Raw genomic sequence first — 17,038 nt, forward strand, 5'->3', positions numbered from 1 at the left:
GTGAAAGGTATTGAATTGGTCGTTTTGATTCCCACGTGAGAATTTAAGAGTAGAGGATTGACCTATTTACCTATCTGTGTCGACTCCCTCTGTAGGCTGACTTGATATACGACACATAGGACCTCCTCATGCTTTACCAACTCCTTTATCACCAGTCCTGCCAGAGAGACTGATGAAAAATGGCCGACGATCTTGACTCTCGTTTTCATATCTACCAACATGACTCGCGAGAGTTGAAATCGAAATTAGAGGAGGAGTTCGACAACGTCGATGGGCTCGTCGATACGATCATCACGTCACCTCCCTACGCCGATCTTGTCGATTACGGAGATCATGATGAACAGGTTGGCAAGCAGAGCTACGAGGACTTTCTCGACGACATTCGCGAAATCTACAAACAGTGTTACGAAATTGCCTCTGACGACTGTACGCTCTGGATCGTCACTGACACATACAAAATCGATGGCCGCGTTGTTCGTTTGCCGTTCGACATCGCCGATGAACTGGAGAACTTGCCGAACTACGAAACCTGCCTCGACGAGGACTGTGAGGGATGCCTCCGTCGCGATCGCGGCGATGGTACGTTGATATGTAAGCGGTGTGGCGAGGTCTATGATCCGCTTCCGGAGTCATGGCGTATGGAAGACAACATCATCTGGGATAAGCTTCGCACGCGTCCGTGGCATCAGAAAGGCCGTCTACGCAACGTGTACGAGCACGTGACGATGTTTTCAAAGACGGATGATTTCAAATACGACAAGGACGCGATCCGGATCACCGACACCGACGAATTCGAACAGTGGTGGGTGAACTACCCCGAACGATACAGTCCAAGGGGGATGGTCCCAAGCAACGTGTGGAAATTCCCGATCCCCAAACAGGGTCAGTGGGGCCCCAAAGTCAGCTACCATCCGAGTCCATTCCCAGAAAATCTCGTAGAACGGATCGTTCACCTCGCTTCCGAACCTGGTGATGTCGTATTCGATCCCTTCGCCGGTATCGGTACGACACTTGCTATCGCAGAAGCCCTCGATCGAAAACCGCTCGGATTTGAGTTGAACGAGGAATATATCGAGTATTATGAAGAACACGTTCGTCCCACTGCTCTTCATGAGGTAGGGACGGTACAATCAACGCTCCGCGACGAACAGGTAGAACTCGCACGGAAGATCTACACTCTTCGGATTCACAAGTACGCATATGAGCTGTACAAGGAGTTCATGAATTCCGACCAGCACAATATACTCGAGGGTCAGATCGAATTCATTCACACCGCCAGCGATCCGTCGCAATTCGACGATGCTGATGACCCAGAAGCGGAGTTGCTCTACGTATGTGAATCTGAATCTGACTTTGAGAACGTTGATATCAAGGCCGCGAAGGAGGGGATGTTGTCAGAAGACAAGGGCTCTGGCGACTACTACGGTGTCGAGTTTGATGCCGAATTCATTACTGTCGACCGCTATCTCGACGAACGTCTTCCAAGACGTGATGTCAACTTAGAGGATGAGTACCATCTGTACGTTGACGGCGCTCACAACTGGGCGGAGCACAGTTTCACGCCCGACGATTGGGAAGCACTTGTCGAAGAAGGTGAGTGGAAGCGATACTGGTCGAAGAGCAGACCCCCGCTAATCTCGAATCTACTGATTCAGGCTGAAAACCCGATGGATGAACGTAATCGGAATATCGAGGGACACCAGGCCGACTTTAGCAGTTTCAATTAGCCTACTGAGACTCCTCTCCCCGCGCCTCCCACCCTTTGTGGAAGTGAGCCATATTTACTGCCGACTCGAACTTTGCCCCCGAAGCGGTGTGGTGTAGCACAGGCTCGTCATGCTTCATCTCGATTGTCCCCTTCTCAAGCTGCTGTTCGACGATGAGCATTGCCTTCTCCTCGTGGATGTCCTGTGTCAGGAACTGATCTTCGGTGCCCGCCATTATACGATTAGTGAGCATGAATGGTCTTAATCGTTATCTCCAGCTAGCTGATCAACTCATTCGCTAAAAGACCCTGAGATCCTGTAGTAGTCGATAACTCAATTCCCATCAGAGTCCTTGGGTTTATGTCCTAACCTAAAAAAATGGCAATAGATGGCTGAGCCGATTCTCAAGTGGGTTGGAGGGAAGCGCCAACTCCTTCAGGAGCTTCACTCACGATTCCCAATTTCGTATGAAAAATATCATGAGCCGTTTATTGGCGGAGGTGCAGTCTTCTTCGACCTCGAACCTTCCGAGGGCACAATAAACGATCTCAATCGACGACTGATTAGCTTCTACGAAGTTATCCGCGATCATCCCGAGCAACTAATCGAAGAGAATCACCGCCACGAGTACGAAGAGGAGTACTATTATGACGCTCGTGACCGGTTCAATGAACTCCACAAGCTCGACGAGCGGTCCCTCGAACTGCGAGTAGAAGAGGCGAGCCTGATGCTCTATCTCAATCGAACCGGCTACAACGGACTGTACCGAGAGAACCAATCCGGGGGATTCAACGTTCCGTTCGGTCGGCATACGAATCCGGACTTCATCCGTGAGCGACAAGTTCGGAAAGCGAACGACATACTCGACGACATTGAGATTTATAATCGGGATTTTGACTATGTTGTCGACGACGCTGACGAAGGGGATCTCGTATACTTCGATCCCCCTTACGAACCTGTATCCCAGACGGCAGATTTCACCCAGTACCAGTCAGACGGGTTCGATAAAGACGATCAGCGTCGACTACGTGATCTAGCCGTCGAACTTAGTCAGAACGGTGTGTACGTCGTCTTATCGAACTCTCCGCCAGTCGGCGAACTCTATGAAGGCGTTTCCGAATTCACGATTGACGTCGTCGATGCTACGAGAATGGTGAATAGTGATGCAGATAATCGTGACGACGTAGCGGAAGTGATCATCACGAACGTACCGGCAGACCGCCAGCGACAACAGAATCTAGGTAATTATAGCTAAGTCGTAACTGTAGAATCGTCACGCAGAGCTGGTGAAGACCGTTTTATGACACTCTCTGATTAGTTTGTCCGAATTATGTGCCGATAGTGCTCTCCACTAGATTTGTTTAATTGTATTTCGTGGTCGCCGGACAAGCCTCTTGAAACAGTTTCCATAGAATGCTTCGGATGGTTTACTTCAACACCGACATTTGAGACGATTGGAGGGATCTCGTTATCAGAGTAACGTTCTGTCCACTGATCGGTACCCTCATTCACTTCTCGCCAGTCACTATACGAAATGTCCTCCGAGTACACGTAGTGCCGTCCGTCTTCGTAGATGAAGAGATCTTCTGGCAGATGTGTATAGGTTTCATTAGCTATCTCACTAATGAATTCCTCCGCTGTCATGACTAACGTACGGGCACGAATTCCAAAGCCAGAGCACGGTTGGATCGTGGTGACCTCTTCGGCAATCTCATCGTAATCAAGTGCCTGTCGAGCGGTCGTCTCATTATCTACGAGAAGCACGAGATCGATCTCTCCGTGAATGTCGTCCTCAACGGACTGATATCCAAGCTCCCGACTTACGAGGAAGGCGGTATGTACATCTAACTGCGATGGGTTTGAGAGGCCGAGTTCGCTCGCCATCGTTCGAAGCAGTTCCCGTGCATACTTCGTTTGACGCAGTCCGCAAATAATCCTATCTAGGTCTTCTTGTGATGCGACCTGATCTTCCTCTTCATGATGTTCCTCGAGATACTCTTTCAGGTCAGGATAGGCTTCAGAGTATTTTTTATTCAATTCAACACCGATTGGTCTTCTGTCCATCAGCTCTGCCTGTCCTAGAACGACCCCCGAGCCAGCGAAGGGGTCCAGTACGACATCATCTCTCTCCGTAGAGAGTGTGAGAATTCGCTCAATTAGTTTTGGAGGGAACGCTGCAGGGTGATCGAACACGTCCACTTCTCCAGTGAATGATCCCCGTGTTGGCGGATCGAACTCCCATATGTTTTCAGGTAGCTTTCCGAGCGGGTGGTAGCGCTCAGGGAAATCTGCCCACCATTTCTTGAATTGAGCAGGATCTGACTCTCGAATGCGATCCATCTGTAGCTTATAATCCGGACTTTTGCTAAAACAGAGAATATACTCGAAGACATTCCGTAGTCTCCCTTCTTTTGTATACGGGAGCGCACGGTTCTTATTCCAAACAACGATGTCTTGGAGAATCCACGACTCGTCGTTATTTGTCGTGTGACCACAGTGGGGACACATTGTCTGTCGACTATCTAATTCATCGATTCCTCTCAGTATCGTATTCTCACAGTTCGAGCATTCTAATCCTTGATCGAGATTCTGGCACACACGTGCGATGTCGAATGGGAGCTGAACGATTTCGCGGTTCCGACGGAAGGTATTCACAACGACCCAGAGGGAACCGTCATCTCTGGTGAGCGAGTAAACCTCAGAGAAGAGTTCTTGGAGTTCTTGTAGATATTCAACGTATGTTCCATGTTGTCCTATTTCATCTTCCTCACTCGAACCGTACTCTTTGAGGTCATAGTACGGTGGAGATGTGATTGTCGTATCCACGAACCCCTCATCCTCGTCTAGCGTGTCTGCTGTATAGTCTCTTATCGCTGGAACGATTGACCTCGCATCACCGTGGTGAAGACCAAATATATCTGAGGTTGGATCAAACGTAGATATGTTTTCGATTTCCTCTGACGACTCTTCTTCCTCCTGAGTTTGAGTGGTTGTCGACGCCCCACCCGTCGAGACTCGCTTACCGTACTCTCTACCCTCCGGAAGCAATTCTTCATCGGAGAGTTCCTTTCGTATTTCACGCCAGAGTTCGCTGTTCGTATCTAGTCGTGTCTTCTTATTGTCCGTCGGCACTTCATCTGTGTCGCCGATCGGGAATATCTGGAGGGTGCCTCCGAAGTAATTATACTGGTTATTCCGCGTCAGATCAAACAGATCCTCAAATACGGAAGTCATCAGCACCCGACCATTTGCGTAGATATCGACACCTTGTCTGTTCTGACTCGGCCGATATCTATATCTGAATTTGCCACTCTGAGTGAGCAGATCTGGGTGTTCTTTCTCTGCCCATTTGGTCATCGAATCGATGTCCAGCGTACCAGCTTCATACCGCACTTGGTATCGGTCTCCGCGAGGAGTAGACACACGAAATTCGTGAGACTTCAGTACTGTGTCATCGGTGTAAGAAGGGCTGATCGGCGGTACCTCAAACGTTCCTTGTTCATTCGAGGGTAAGTCATGATAATGTACAACAATCTGATTATCATCACGAGCGGAGAGTAAGCGCCGAAACACGACACCGAGCCGCTCACGTACATACTGGACTTTCGTTCCAAGTGAGTCAGCCGATGGCCAGACATCGGCATCAAACTGTGAACGCGCACATGTCGCCTGGACGCGTGTCCCGTGGTCAGATTCTAATAGTGAATCGACATCGCTTGGGATTCCAACCTTCCAGTCACGTTCTTTAGCATTGACTATTGGAAGGTCACCAGTTATCGGACCGTCAACACGCAGACATTCACTTTCAGCTGTCTGAGTGACTAGTGAAAACCAGTGAGGGTCATCTCCAAGGCCACGTTGTTTGAGGGATTCTTCGAACCAAGCTAAACTCGCTTTCAGTCCCCATCCGACGTTATTGAGAATCCCCTCTGATATCTCTTTATTCCCCGTTCGAAAAACATGATTTTGGAGGTCTTCTCTCGTTATACCAGGGCCATTATCTGATATATATGTGGTTACTGTTTCTTCCCCGCGAACGAACGAAATAGAAATATTGACTCGCTTATCAGCGTCATCGAAGTAGCCTTCTCCATCTACGACCGCAGCCACCGAGTTATCAATGAGCTCCTGAGTGGCATCCAGAAAGTTTTCGTGCTGCTTCGCCATTCCGGAAGCTAGCATTTCAAGTTCAACTGCGGATTCACATGTCTCGCTATTCATCATAACCCTCGAGATTAGAACGAATACGGCCTTGCATGGCTACAAAGATAGGTACTACTCTTTACCGGTTTAACTTATGGATCTAGGTTAGATTAGTGAGCTCTTACAAACCAACTTAGACGTGTGAACTGAGTGTGATATTATTCAAAGATCACTCAGCATCTTTGACATATCGGTGATATTCAAAGTAATTTTGTTTTTTGATATCTTCAAACATAATCTCGATACCTCCTTCAAGGTACCCTTGCATGTGTTCTTTGAGTTTCTCCGGAGATGCGTTTTTGTGACGACGTTCAATTATTGTTCGGAGAACGCGGTCTTGATCTAATGATTCCATTTTTAATGCTTTACTTGTACTCTCAGGCTGGTTTTGTCGTTTCTCTTTGATTCCCACTGCGATTGCAAGGTTCGCTATTTGAGTGTTCTCTACTTTCTCTGCGTCATTATTCTCTAAGGTTTCGTTGATCGACTTTGACACCTTGTCGAACTTTTCAGTAGTAACTTGTAGAGTCTGCGCACCGGATATCTTATCGAATTTCATTATTTGACCCTCTCTAGTTTCGAATCCTTTCCATCTGGTTTGATCCGATAGTGTGCTCCAATCTCTTCATTAACTGCATCACCGAGATCGCGTAGCTCAGAATCAGTTACAAGTAGCAATAGAGGGTCCTCCAGATTAGAAAAGAACTCTCCCTGTGCTTGACTGTTTGTTAGATCAAGACGACCAGCTACTGTATCAAATACTATCGTTGAAGAGTAACGAGCATATTTATTCAATCCAAATATGAAACTCAAAGCCGTTAATTGGGATTCTCCAGCAGAGGGTTCATGATTAGCCATGTCTTTTGTTTCACCATCTGATTCGATGAGCTGAAGGACGTATGAATCTTCATCGCTAGGGTCCCCCCGGAAATCAAGTCCTTGGTACCGTTGGTCCATAAAGTCAGATTGTGCGACCTGCTCGAAAACTTGATTCATTTCTGACTTTATCTTTTCCCGTTTGTCGCGGACGTGAATATTTCGAATTGTTTTTAATTTTTCAATGGCTGTCTCTCCTGCGTCTATCTTACTGTTTACCTTATCCAGCTCTTGATTAGATGCATTTTCCTCTCTCTTACTTTCTAATTTTTTAATTTCTTGCTCTTTTTCTCTGATTGTTTCTTCGCGATTATCTATCTCTTCTTGTAGGCTATCTATCGAGTCTTCAAGATCATTAATGTTGTTTTCTAGTGTGTCTTGTTCACTATCATCTGGAACACCTCCCAAGTCACCGAGCAAATCCTTACGTTCTGTCTGATTATCTTTAATTTCTTCGTTTATTCTGTCTATCTCTGTTTGGTGATCCACCGGATAATTTTGAGGGAAATTGACTGAATCAAGCCTGTCACGCATTTCTCGCAATTCAACTAGCTTTTCTGTTAGCTTTTCAGATTGCTTTTTATCGTGATCTCTGACACTGTGTTCTTCGAGACTTTCTATTTCTTCAGTCCCACAGATTGGACATTTACCCTGCTTCGCTTCTTCAGCTAGATCATTAATAATTTCATCCCGCTCTATATCAGAGAGACGACCTTCATATTCCTCAATTTCCTCTATGATCTCTTGTTTAATCTGCTTGAGATCCTCAGATAAAATTTGATATCTTAGCTTTTTCCAAGATATATTTAATTTAGATAGTTCTTTGACCTTGTCAGTTTGTAGGCTTGTTGTATCAGACTCTAACTCATTTATCCGATCAATTGCCTCTTTGTTTACACTCTCCAATTCTTTTCTATTCTTTTTTAATGCGGTCTTGTTATTCTGTATCTCATCTCTGTCTTCCTTGTTCCGCTGTCGGAGTTGTCGGATATCTTCTCGAAGGTTAGAAATCTCATCGAGAATTTCATCTCGTTCTTTAGCCTCCTCTTCAATTCGGTTGCGTCGAGGGATGAGTCGGTCTTCTAGTAAGTCTCCTAAATCCTTCTGTGAATTTATAATAGTCCTATGCTTAAGGACAGTCTCAATTTCTCTCTTTACTTTTTGACCCGCATCTTCCGCTATTAATTCTTGTATTCTCTCCCCGTCAAGGAAAAAGAAGCGTTTCAATTCCTCAGGTAATATCTCTTCAATCTGATCTTGTGCATCTTCGCCAGAATACGTTTCTGTATCTCCAATTAGTGTTAGGTCTTCATGAGCACGTTGTTGGTTCTGGTTAAACCGACCGATTTCTCGTATTAGTGTATAATTTCGAGAGCCTTCTTTAAATTTGATTTTGACCGACATCTCTTCCTCACCAGCCTGCTTTGCGCGCTCATTCCAGTGTTTGGTGTAGTTGCTTTTCGGACCTGCACCACCATACAGGCCCCATTGAATTGCTGTGTGTAAACTCGTCTTGCCTCCTCCTTGATCTCCTTCAATAATGTGGATTGAACCATCTCGATCGGTTAGATCAATTTGAGACTCCCGATATGGTCGAAAGTTAACAACCTCAATAGAGAGTAGCTTCATTTTTTGTCCTCAAGATAGTCATCAAGATATCCCTCCAGCGCTTTTTTTTTGCCCTTGCGATGAGTCTGATATTGTCGTTTGTCTTCCCAGTCCAATATATTGCGAATTAACCGCTTCATATGTGAGTCCTCAACTTCGTCTTCTAGGATATCTTCGATATCCGGGTCAAGTCCTGTCATTCAAGATCGTACTGTGTCATAGCCCGAGCGATTCTTAAAATGTAGGGGTCATTATCCATTCTATTCGTCGCATCCGAGTTCATCATACGAAGTCTCTCTAGCTCACGCTCAATTAACGACAACTCTGCTTGGGTAAGGTCTGCATCACCCGATTTAATGCTCTCCAACTCTGCTGGCAGCGTAATAAAATCATGGAGCTGTGCAGGGGAATCACTTTGCGCCTCACGCAGAATCCGACCGCGGCGTTGTATCGCCTCTCTTTCTGTTGTTGAACTTGTTACTAGTATTGCCGAGTCGCATTCTGGAACATCGATCCCTTCAGTTAAACAATCAATAGAAACTAATATTTCTATATCTCCTTTCTCAAATAGGTTTAGCAAATTCTCCTTATCATTCTTAGAGAGTTTTCCTAAGAAGATAGACGCAGTCTTTGTCGTATGATCGTCAATAGCATTTATTACAGCTTTCGTGTGGTCTTCTGTATTACAGTACACCAAAGTTCGAGTTCCGATATTCTCAATAATTGACCGTGTGAGACTGAGTTTTCCTTCACATTCTTTGACAATCCGTGCTCTCTCCATTATTTCTACTTTCAGGTCGGGATGACGATCTGAGACTTCTATAACCGGCTGATCCTCATATGATTTATAAGTATTATATAAGTTGGAAATCTCGGTTGAATGGCTGTCATATTCTTGTCGTTCTCGGGAAGATAGCACAACTGGGTGAATATGATATTCATATTCACTCAACACTCCGTACTTTTCAATTGCATCTTGAATACTAACTTCGTGTATTTCACTACCAAAGTATTCTACAATCGTATCATCCCCAATATCATCTCGGAAGGGGGTCGCACTAAGAGCAACTCGGCCAAGATCTGCCTGTAATTTTGGAAAGATTGTACGTCGGAGACTTGACCCTAGATTATGTACTTCATCAGCAATAATCCCAACCTGTTCTGGGTCACACTCGCTATTAATACGTTCAATAGCATCTTTCATAGTAGTTGGATGCATAGTTGTTACAACAAACAGCGGTGCTGACCGATTAGTGAATAACTGATTATGAAGATCTTCTCTCCAGTTAACGTCACCTAAGCATCTGATTATATTGCTTTTTGGAAAGAAGCGTCTGATATTGTCCCCATCAACCCACTGATTGACAAGATCTCTCGTTGGAGCGAAGATGACGATGACATCATCGGACTCAACAACACGTTGCATTGCCAGTAAAGAGGTCCATGTTTTTCCCGTTCCTGTAGCGTGATCAAGGATTATCCGATTATTGTTATTCAAAAATCTCCGAATCGCGTCTTTTTGATAAGGACGCAGAGTAATATCCTCTTGACCCTTGTTTTGTTCATTACTAGAGATGATATCGTCCCAGTCAGGTTCTGCTGTTGGAGCAGTTTCGAGCAAGTCTTGTTCTAGTGCTTCTGGAAAATCAAAAACAGATGATCTAGGATCCTCATCATTCCATAATCGGTTAAATTCGTCAATTTGCTCTTGTAGGCGGGTTTTTTCATCCCACTCTTCGCCCTCCATCTCTATCCAGCTTCGAAATAGGCTGAAACTCTCTCGATTCTGTTTTAATGCTTTGAATGATTCATTAGGGGATCCAGACACCCCAACAATATTTCCTTCATCATCTCCGAAAATTGCAACTTTTTGATGCCACTCTGCTTCTTGTTTTGTCTGTAATCTCCCTAAGTCATCAGTTACAACGCCGATTTTGATATCGAGAATTTCTTCTGCAACCAACCACGCAAGTGCTTCCATAACTTCATCCCGATTCCCGTTCTTTAATTCCTCCCACTCTATGTGATTTTTAATAACATCGCCGGATCGACCTTGTTCTATCGCTTCAATATCATGTTCATAGAGTTCGATACCTGGCATTAGGCGGATTGTACCACCGTTCTCAATAAATTCTGGTAGTCCCTCAGAGAACAACGCTAATACCGATGCTGAAAAGCTACCTGTAATGCGATCATATGAAGTTGAATGTTTTAGAGCAGGTATGAAAAATTCATTAAGCAGATCTTCGTGACCGGCATAGTACCCTTTCCAAGGATAATCCCGTAACGACATCTAGGTGGAACGAACATCCGGAACAGTATAGAGATTGTCCCGTTTTAGTAACATACCAGTATGATCGGATCACTCTAGCACTGAACCCACCCAAATTTAAGACTACATCTCAGTGTTAGTCTCACCCGGATACCACCAAACAGTACTTCTCGCACCCGCCTTCTTCGACTGGAGAACGCCCTGCTCCTCTAATGAGCGGAGGCGATTATACACCGCCCTGCGCCCGATAGGGAGAGATTCTGCAACCTCATCAGCCATCAGTACAGGATCTTCTGCATTCACGAACACCGTCAGTATCTCCTCATCCGATACCGTCGGTTTGCGACCGGGGCCATCGCTACCCATTCACCTCAAAACGCGAGATGTGAGGGGCTAAATCTATTTATTCCACCAACGGAATTGTTATATTGCTTCCCACCTAGGAAGTAGAGTGAAACACCGATCACACTCTCGTAACGGCGATCGCACACTGACTTCTCCCGTGGGATCAGGGAGACCTGCCACGGCACTCACTGCGATCACTACCACGGACTTTCAGGAGTGGCGACGGGCGTCGAACGCCCGTGAGAACGTTGAGGAAGGCCATGCGTACTACAACGACCCGAGTCCGGTGCCTCCGCCCGAGAAGCATACACCGAGCAGTCTGTTGCAGTGCCACCGAAAGCTCGTTTATCGGAAGGAGAACGCGCCGGCAGAGACCGAGATGGCCCAGGGCATTCTGTGGGTCGGCACGCGTTTCGAGGAGGATGTCGTACTACCGTACCTGCGCGACGCCGTCGACGATGACGGCCTGCTTGTCACGAACTCCCTGTACGTCGACTTCGAAATCGAGACGGACGCCGGCGCACTCGTGGTTAAGGGGTCAACTGACCCTGTCGTCGTTGACGACAACGGCGTGCCAATTCTCCCGACTGAAGTGAAGACGAAGGGTTCGTTGGAGTACCTCGACGAACCGAACGAGCACCACAAGGCACAGCTACACGCCTACATGGTCGGCCTCTCGCAGAAGTACGACGTCGACGTGAAACGCGGATGTCTCATCTACGGGGGTCGCGACTCGTTCGATCTCAAGGTGTTCGATGTCGAGTTCGACACGGAATTCTGGCAAGAGACGGTCGTCAGCTGGGCGACCGAACACACAGAGTACCGCCTTGACGGCGAGCTCCCGCCGGCAACCCCCCGATTCGGATGGGAATGTGATTTCTGCTCGTACCGTGAACGGTGCGGGAAGAGCAACAGACCGGTATCGGACCGGGGGTCCCGTGGATTCCTTCCCCTCATGGAATACCCCCGCTCACAGGTTGTTGAGCACCTAAAAGCGGAGCCGGACGCGATGCTCACTCCGACCCTCGCAGAAAGGTATCCAGACCTCGCTGCTGAACACGGGGTCTCCCAGTGGCGCTGTACGGCCTGTAGTAAGCAGTTTGATCATGACGAGGTAGATTGGGGTGGTGACACCGACACCCCTCCTCTATGCGCCTGCTGTGTCCGTGAAGACACCCCCGCCCCGCTGACTGGACCCTGGCCACCAGCTTACTCCGATGAGATTGCTGAAGGGGAGCGTTCCGAATGATGATCGACGACCATGCGGTCCCGCGGACAATGTCGCCGAGTGGGGGGTCAACAAACGAAGACGATCCAATCGAATACGCCGCAATCTACGCTCGAACCTCGTCCTCAAGCCAGCGATTCGGTTATTCAATCGGTGAACAGGTCGATCGTTGTTCCAAGCAGTGCGAACAGATGGGGTGGAACGTTACGTTCGTGTTCACCGACGAGGCAGAATCAGGTCGGAACACGGATCGGCCTAAGTTCCAAGAGATGCTGGATCGTGCTCGCGCTGGCTGTTTCGACGTCGTCGTCTTTTGGAAACTTGACCGGTTCTGTCGGTCGCTTGTCGACCTCGTAAAGACTGAGGAACGATTGAACGAGTGGGACGTGAGTCTCCAGAGTGTCACCGAATACATCGATACTACATCGCCGGTTGGTCGGTTCAACTTCAGAAACCTCGCATCGGCAGCAGAGCTCGAGAGCGATCTGACCAGCCAGCGTGTTCGAATGGGGATGCACGGGCTTGCGAAGGAGCACAAGTGGCCAAATGACAAGCCTCCTCTGGGGTACGAAAAGACAAGCGAGGGGAAGCTCCGCGTGTTAGCAGACGAAGCGTCGGTCGTTAAGACGATATTCCGCCTCTATCTCCGCGAGAAATCAATGCCCCGCGTCGCGAGTCTACTCAACGAGAGTGGGCTTCGAACGAAAGCTGGTGAGCTGTGGTGTCGTCAATCTGTTCGAAAGGTCCTCACCAACGAGATCTACACCGGCAGCTACCAAGTTGCTGACTACCACGCACAAGTTGAAGACTATCGTATTCTCGATGATACACTCTTCGCAGCCGTCGTTGAGACACGTTTCCGGTATCAGCATCAGAAAGGACGGATGGAGCGCGTTCGGAAGCAGAGAAAAGCAGAGAGAATCCTATCCAACTACCGTGAATGGAGGGATCTCTAGATGTCATCAGAGGTTCCAGCGTGTCCGAGTTGTGGCGCGGTCGATGTGGATGACCGCTTCGATTTCACCGACGGGTTCTGTGGAGCGTGTGGATTCGTTCTCGACAAGGACAATATTGAGCAATCAAAGCCAGCTGCGGATGATTCGGATTCACAGACGAATCTCGAGATCGATGACTGGATCGAATCAGTACACCCACGTGACTCGTCTGAATCTGTTCTCGTTGAGCTGCTCGCCACCTTAGACCGGTCTAGAGCAGACCTGTTTCTCACCAAATCTGAGCTAGATCACTCGACAAAACTCTTGGTCAAAACTTGGGAGAAGACTCTCTTTCATGGTCGGAAAAGCGAGCACGTGATTGGTGCCGTACTGATCATCGTGCTTCGACGAGCCGAGGCCCCACGACCAGTTGGCGTGATCGCAGAGTCTCTCGGGTGCGAGAGGACGGCACTACAACGGACGATGAAGAAGCTCAAGCAGGAGCTCGGTATGGCGTTGTTGCCGCCGGTTCCAGAAGATTATCTGCCGTTCCTCGCGACGAAGTTAGCGCTTAAGGAATCGACAGTCAAAGCTGCGAGCAGGATCCTCAGCCGTTTCGACTCAGGCTCAGGTGACCCAGCCTGTACAGCCGCTGCGGCGCTTTACTTGGCTGCTAAGCCCCAGGGCGTATCGATCACCTACGATTCCGCAGCTCGAGCCGCTGGATCGACAAAAGAGACTGTCTGGAGACGCTCACAATCCCTTACCGACCATCGTAATCCGTGATCGCGGATTGTGGGTCGCCCTCCTCATCGTCGTCACCATCGTCATCCTTGCTGTCTGTGTCGTCACCGTCCTCGACGTCGAATCCGAGGTTTGGGTGGCTGAATATTCGCTTCAACCGGTCTGGACACAAATCACATCCAAATGACAGGCCGCAGTTCAGGCACTCATACGCGTAGTCGAACTGCATGCCGAGTTGTCGCCGAGTACTTGAGCGAAAGTTCTCGGTTGAGGTACAGAACGGACACCGCACTGGGACGGTCTGGTGGAGCGATTTAAGCTCCTGTTCAGTCATTAGTGGTCCTTGGTATTCGCACTCTTGGCATCGGTACTTCGCTATCGGAATTCCCCAAACCTCCTTGGACCCGTGGCGTTCGAGGTCTCCGTCGCACTTCCGGCAGCGGAATGGTTTGAACGACTCGAACTGCTCCATGACGAACTCAAGTCCGTACTGCTCCACGGCATCTGCGACGAATTCCGGAACTTCAGGCGTTGTGGGATGGTCTTCTTGGCCGGAAAGGATCGACTGTACCTCCTGGAAGAGTTCCGTATCCACCTGACGCAACTCCGGCATTTCGGTGACCACTTCTCCCTTGTAAGTCAGCCGCCCTAGGCATAGCGGGCTCTGTAGTACGGTCTTGACACGTGAGTAGCTGATCGGGCCCAAACCATGCTCTTCGAACTTGTCGTTGAGCTGCCTCATCGTTTCCTTTCGATTCTCGGTCTTTGCGTAGATCTCGAAGAAATCCTCGACAAACGGTGCGTAATCCTCATCTAAGAGCAGTTCATCGTCTTCGTTGGTTCGGTACCCGACCGGTGGATTGCCTCCGTACGGCCATTGACCATCTTTCAACTTCTGATGGCATCCATCGCGAGCACCTTGGCGGATCCGATTCAGATGTCGACGTGCGAATACGGCCTCTCGTGCGAGGATTTCGAGGTCGAAGTGTTCATCCCAGTCGAAGTAACCGTATGAGTCCGCATATAGCGTGATGCCCGCTTCACGGAGGTCATTTAGATAGCTCAGTGTCTCCCACGGGTTTGCTCGGCTCAAGCGGTCAACCTCGTAGATCATGAGAACATCGTAATCACCTTTCCGTCCTCGTTCAAGAGCGTCATTTAGCTGGCTGCGTTCAATTTTGGCGGCAGACTCCTCGGCCTCCAGTATGGCGGTCGTCTCCAGATTAGCACCCTCTGCTGCCGTCTCAAGGTACTCGCGTTGGGACTTTTTGCTGGAGTTGTTTCCTTGAGATGTCGTACTCACTCGGGTGAGAATGAGTGCACGAGAACCATCGATCTCGTCTTTTCTCAAGAGCCCGAGCATCATCGGAAGGCCCACTCCATCCTTAAGTAGGGTGCAGATTGAGGTGGTACAGCCTCCCGGTACGGTCAGACCACTTTCTGCGTAGATCAGATATATAAACGGGATGAGAAACAGAGCTATACCTGCTTTTCGTATCCCCTTTTTATAGTATACATATGTAGTATATATACTAGAACTGGCAGTCGTAGACTGTGCGCTCGTCGTTTGGTCGTGGCTGTCGCTCATAATTTGAGATTGGCTCAGTAGAGAACTGCCTGGTCAGGTGCCGGCCTGACTGAATGCTCCGTGATTCGCGCCGACTTCCTCAAGAATCCGGCGGCGGAGGTCTCGTTTTTCTTCGGGGGTTCGTTCGTCGTAGTGCTTTTCGAGGATCGCCCTTGTCACGTCACAGCGCTCACTCAACGCCTCGGCGGGAATCCCATCTCGGAGGCACTCCGTGAGGTAGGTGTGCCGGATGTCGTGAGGCGAATGCGAGCCTGGACACTTTGAGTATTTGTCAGGCGATGCTGCCGGGCCACAGCCCTCGGAATCGTGTCCATCCGGACAGTCTTGACCGAGGAAGCACGGACGGCTCCATTTGTACACGTATTTTCGCATCGTGCTTTTGCCCAGTCGTCCGTACGATGTTGAGAGAAGCGGGGAACGACCGTTCTCAGTCGTACACTCCTTTCTATTGTACGTAAGGTACGTGTCCAGAACAGTACAGAGCGACTCCGGGATGTTGACCTTCATTTCGCCTTTCACACCGTTTTTCAGGCTGGTCTCAGGTGGGTCGTGACGGAACTCTAGGAACGGATGCTCTGCGTCGAGGTGAACGTCATCACAGTCGAGAGAGTGAATGCAGCCGAGTCGACGTCCAGTTTCGGCGAGAAGCACCCACACGACGTGCTCCCGGCTCGCATACGCTCGCTTGTGGATCTGGTCGAGGATCAGCCGCAAGCGCTCCGCGTCGATTTCGACGTCGCGAACACCCTCTCCATCAGTCAGCTTCGGGATCGAGATCTTGTCTGGGACATCGCAGTTGACAGCGTCGATCGTCGCGGCGTACCGAATGAAATCGCGAACGACGTACCGAACGTCGCGCATTGTGTTTGTACTCAGTTGCGTGTCGTACGAGTCTTCCCTACGCCAGGTGAAGTAGTCGTCTAGATCGCGGTTTCGTACGTCGTTTAGATCTTGAATGCCGTTCTGTTCGAGGTGGAGTTGAAAACGCAGCAGTTCGTTTTCGTATTCTTCGATAGTTGTCGGGCGAAGACTTCCAGAGCGGGTTTTCAGATACCGCTGGATGCCTTCGTCCACCATCATGGGATCCAGTGTGACTCGCCGCTCTCCCAAGATGTCTTCTAGCAATTCGTCTAGGTCTTTGTCGTTAGTTTCCATTTTTGCTCTATTACCGTGTTCTTTCACCGTCTTCGATGGTGTTCTGTACAAGAGACGCTTCTCTGGGTTCTTTCTATTTTTTATACCTCCCACCTCAATCGAGGTTTACAAACTCTCCTTCTGGGGCTTTCCAGAATTTCTGTGTCTTCTTCTCTTACTCAATCTCCTCCACCCCAACCGGGATCTAAAAACACTCCACGGTTGGGCCTATGACCATCAACTTAGCATTTTATTGTTTGTTTGGCACATTGCTTATTTCATGTATGATCTTACGCTATTTCCAAGTCTAGCCATCAACCCAATCGGGTTTTAAAAACTATCACTCTACGAGAATTTTTTAGATTACTATTTCGAGTAATACAAACCCACTAGCGCTCT

The 17,038-nt window shown here is 48.6% G+C and carries 14 protein-coding genes; 5 read left to right on the forward strand and 9 right to left on the reverse strand.

The genetic code is table 11. The annotated features are described in order from the left end of the window. The first annotated feature begins 179 nt into the window (after window positions 1-179). A complete protein-coding gene (locus tag QOL69_RS08510; protein WP_283402834.1) occupies window positions 180-1,727 on the forward strand; it encodes a DNA-methyltransferase in 1,548 nt (515 codons plus the stop codon). 1 nt (window position 1,728) lies between these two features. On the opposite strand, the gene QOL69_RS08515 is transcribed toward QOL69_RS08510, so the two are convergent. Beyond that, window positions 1,729-1,941 carry a DUF8069 family protein gene (locus QOL69_RS08515; protein WP_283402835.1) on the reverse strand — a complete coding sequence of 71 codons (213 nt, stop codon included), beginning with the start codon at window positions 1,939-1,941 and terminating at the stop codon, window positions 1,729-1,731. A gap of 153 nt (window positions 1,942-2,094) precedes the next feature. Between QOL69_RS08515 and QOL69_RS08520 the strand changes: the two genes are divergently transcribed. Then, window positions 2,095-2,961, forward strand: a complete 867-nt coding sequence (locus QOL69_RS08520) for a DNA adenine methylase (protein WP_283402836.1) — start codon at window positions 2,095-2,097, stop codon at window positions 2,959-2,961. 59 nt (window positions 2,962-3,020) lie between these two features. Here the strand turns inward: QOL69_RS08520 and QOL69_RS08525 are convergent, their stop codons facing one another. From QOL69_RS08525 to QOL69_RS08550, 6 genes are all read right to left on the reverse strand, one after another. Then, on the reverse strand, window positions 3,021-5,927 hold the full coding sequence (locus QOL69_RS08525; protein ID WP_283402837.1) for a DNA methyltransferase: 2,907 nt from the start codon (window positions 5,925-5,927) through the stop codon (window positions 3,021-3,023). A gap of 151 nt (window positions 5,928-6,078) precedes the next feature. Then, entirely contained in the window at window positions 6,079-6,468 is a 390-nt protein-coding gene (locus QOL69_RS08530) for a hypothetical protein (protein WP_283402838.1), read from the reverse strand. Further along, window positions 6,468-8,414 (reverse strand): AAA family ATPase, encoded by a 1,947-nt coding sequence (locus QOL69_RS08535; protein ID WP_283402839.1) that lies wholly within the window; start codon window positions 8,412-8,414, stop codon window positions 6,468-6,470. The genes QOL69_RS08530 and QOL69_RS08535 overlap by 1 nt, the downstream gene beginning before the upstream one ends. Continuing rightward, window positions 8,411-8,593 (reverse strand): hypothetical protein, encoded by a 183-nt coding sequence (locus QOL69_RS08540; RefSeq protein ID WP_283402840.1) that lies wholly within the window; start codon window positions 8,591-8,593, stop codon window positions 8,411-8,413. The genes QOL69_RS08535 and QOL69_RS08540 overlap by 4 nt, the downstream gene beginning before the upstream one ends. Continuing rightward, a complete protein-coding gene (locus QOL69_RS08545) occupies window positions 8,590-10,686 on the reverse strand; it encodes a DEAD/DEAH box helicase family protein (RefSeq protein WP_283402841.1) in 2,097 nt (698 codons plus the stop codon). Before QOL69_RS08545 ends, QOL69_RS08540 begins: the two co-directional genes overlap by 4 nt. Window positions 10,687-10,788: 102 nt before the next feature. Beyond that, window positions 10,789-11,031 (reverse strand): HTH domain-containing protein, encoded by a 243-nt coding sequence (locus QOL69_RS08550; RefSeq protein ID WP_283402842.1) that lies wholly within the window; start codon window positions 11,029-11,031, stop codon window positions 10,789-10,791. A 136-nt stretch (window positions 11,032-11,167) separates the two neighbouring features. Here QOL69_RS08550 and QOL69_RS08555 point away from each other — a divergent pair, with 136 nt between their 5' ends. Genes QOL69_RS08555 through QOL69_RS08565 form a run of 3 tightly spaced genes read left to right on the forward strand, consistent with a single transcriptional unit; the run spans window position 11,168 to window position 13,959 of the window. Next, the gene (locus QOL69_RS08555; RefSeq protein ID WP_283402843.1) at window positions 11,168-12,259 is read left to right on the forward strand and encodes a CRISPR-associated protein Cas4; all 1,092 of its coding nucleotides are present in this window, start codon (window positions 11,168-11,170) and stop codon (window positions 12,257-12,259) included. Next, window positions 12,256-13,194 carry a recombinase family protein gene (locus tag QOL69_RS08560; protein ID WP_283402844.1) on the forward strand — a complete coding sequence of 313 codons (939 nt, stop codon included), beginning with the start codon at window positions 12,256-12,258 and terminating at the stop codon, window positions 13,192-13,194. Before QOL69_RS08555 ends, QOL69_RS08560 begins: the two co-directional genes overlap by 4 nt. Continuing rightward, complete coding sequence (locus QOL69_RS08565) at window positions 13,195-13,959, forward strand: transcription initiation factor IIB family protein (RefSeq protein ID WP_283402845.1); 765 nt, start codon at window positions 13,195-13,197, stop codon at window positions 13,957-13,959. It abuts the gene before it with no gap. Here the strand turns inward: QOL69_RS08565 and QOL69_RS08570 are convergent. Continuing rightward, window positions 13,937-15,505 (reverse strand): recombinase family protein, encoded by a 1,569-nt coding sequence (locus tag QOL69_RS08570; protein WP_283402846.1) that lies wholly within the window; start codon window positions 15,503-15,505, stop codon window positions 13,937-13,939. The genes QOL69_RS08565 and QOL69_RS08570 overlap by 23 nt on opposite strands. Before the next feature lie 33 nt (window positions 15,506-15,538). Then, window positions 15,539-16,660, reverse strand: a complete 1,122-nt coding sequence (locus QOL69_RS08575) for a tyrosine-type recombinase/integrase (RefSeq protein WP_283402847.1) — start codon at window positions 16,658-16,660, stop codon at window positions 15,539-15,541. Window positions 16,661-17,038: the final 378 nt, after the last annotated feature.

Source organism: Halorubrum sp. DM2 (assembly GCF_901686465.1).
In the GTDB taxonomy this organism is placed as follows: domain Archaea; phylum Halobacteriota; class Halobacteria; order Halobacteriales; family Haloferacaceae; genus Halorubrum.

Bases quoted from the DNA above. Each gene is read 5' to 3' on its own strand.
- QOL69_RS08510 (WP_283402834.1), top strand. From the start codon at position 180: ATGGCCGACGATCTTGACTCTCGTTTTCATATCTACCAACATGACTCG.
- QOL69_RS08515 (WP_283402835.1), bottom strand. From the start codon at position 1,941: ATGGCGGGCACCGAAGATCAGTTCCTGACACAGGACATCCACGAGGAG.
- QOL69_RS08520 (WP_283402836.1), top strand. From the start codon at position 2,095: ATGGCTGAGCCGATTCTCAAGTGGGTTGGAGGGAAGCGCCAACTCCTT.
- QOL69_RS08525 (WP_283402837.1), bottom strand. From the start codon at position 5,927: ATGAATAGCGAGACATGTGAATCCGCAGTTGAACTTGAAATGCTAGCT.
- QOL69_RS08530 (WP_283402838.1), bottom strand. From the start codon at position 6,468: ATGAAATTCGATAAGATATCCGGTGCGCAGACTCTACAAGTTACTACT.
- QOL69_RS08535 (WP_283402839.1), bottom strand. From the start codon at position 8,414: ATGAAGCTACTCTCTATTGAGGTTGTTAACTTTCGACCATATCGGGAG.
- QOL69_RS08540 (WP_283402840.1), bottom strand. From the start codon at position 8,593: ATGACAGGACTTGACCCGGATATCGAAGATATCCTAGAAGACGAAGTT.
- QOL69_RS08545 (WP_283402841.1), bottom strand. From the start codon at position 10,686: ATGTCGTTACGGGATTATCCTTGGAAAGGGTACTATGCCGGTCACGAA.
- QOL69_RS08550 (WP_283402842.1), bottom strand. From the start codon at position 11,031: ATGGGTAGCGATGGCCCCGGTCGCAAACCGACGGTATCGGATGAGGAG.
- QOL69_RS08560 (WP_283402844.1), top strand. From the start codon at position 12,256: ATGATGATCGACGACCATGCGGTCCCGCGGACAATGTCGCCGAGTGGG.
- QOL69_RS08565 (WP_283402845.1), top strand. From the start codon at position 13,195: ATGTCATCAGAGGTTCCAGCGTGTCCGAGTTGTGGCGCGGTCGATGTG.
- QOL69_RS08570 (WP_283402846.1), bottom strand. From the start codon at position 15,505: ATGAGCGACAGCCACGACCAAACGACGAGCGCACAGTCTACGACTGCC.
- QOL69_RS08575 (WP_283402847.1), bottom strand. From the start codon at position 16,660: ATGGAAACTAACGACAAAGACCTAGACGAATTGCTAGAAGACATCTTG.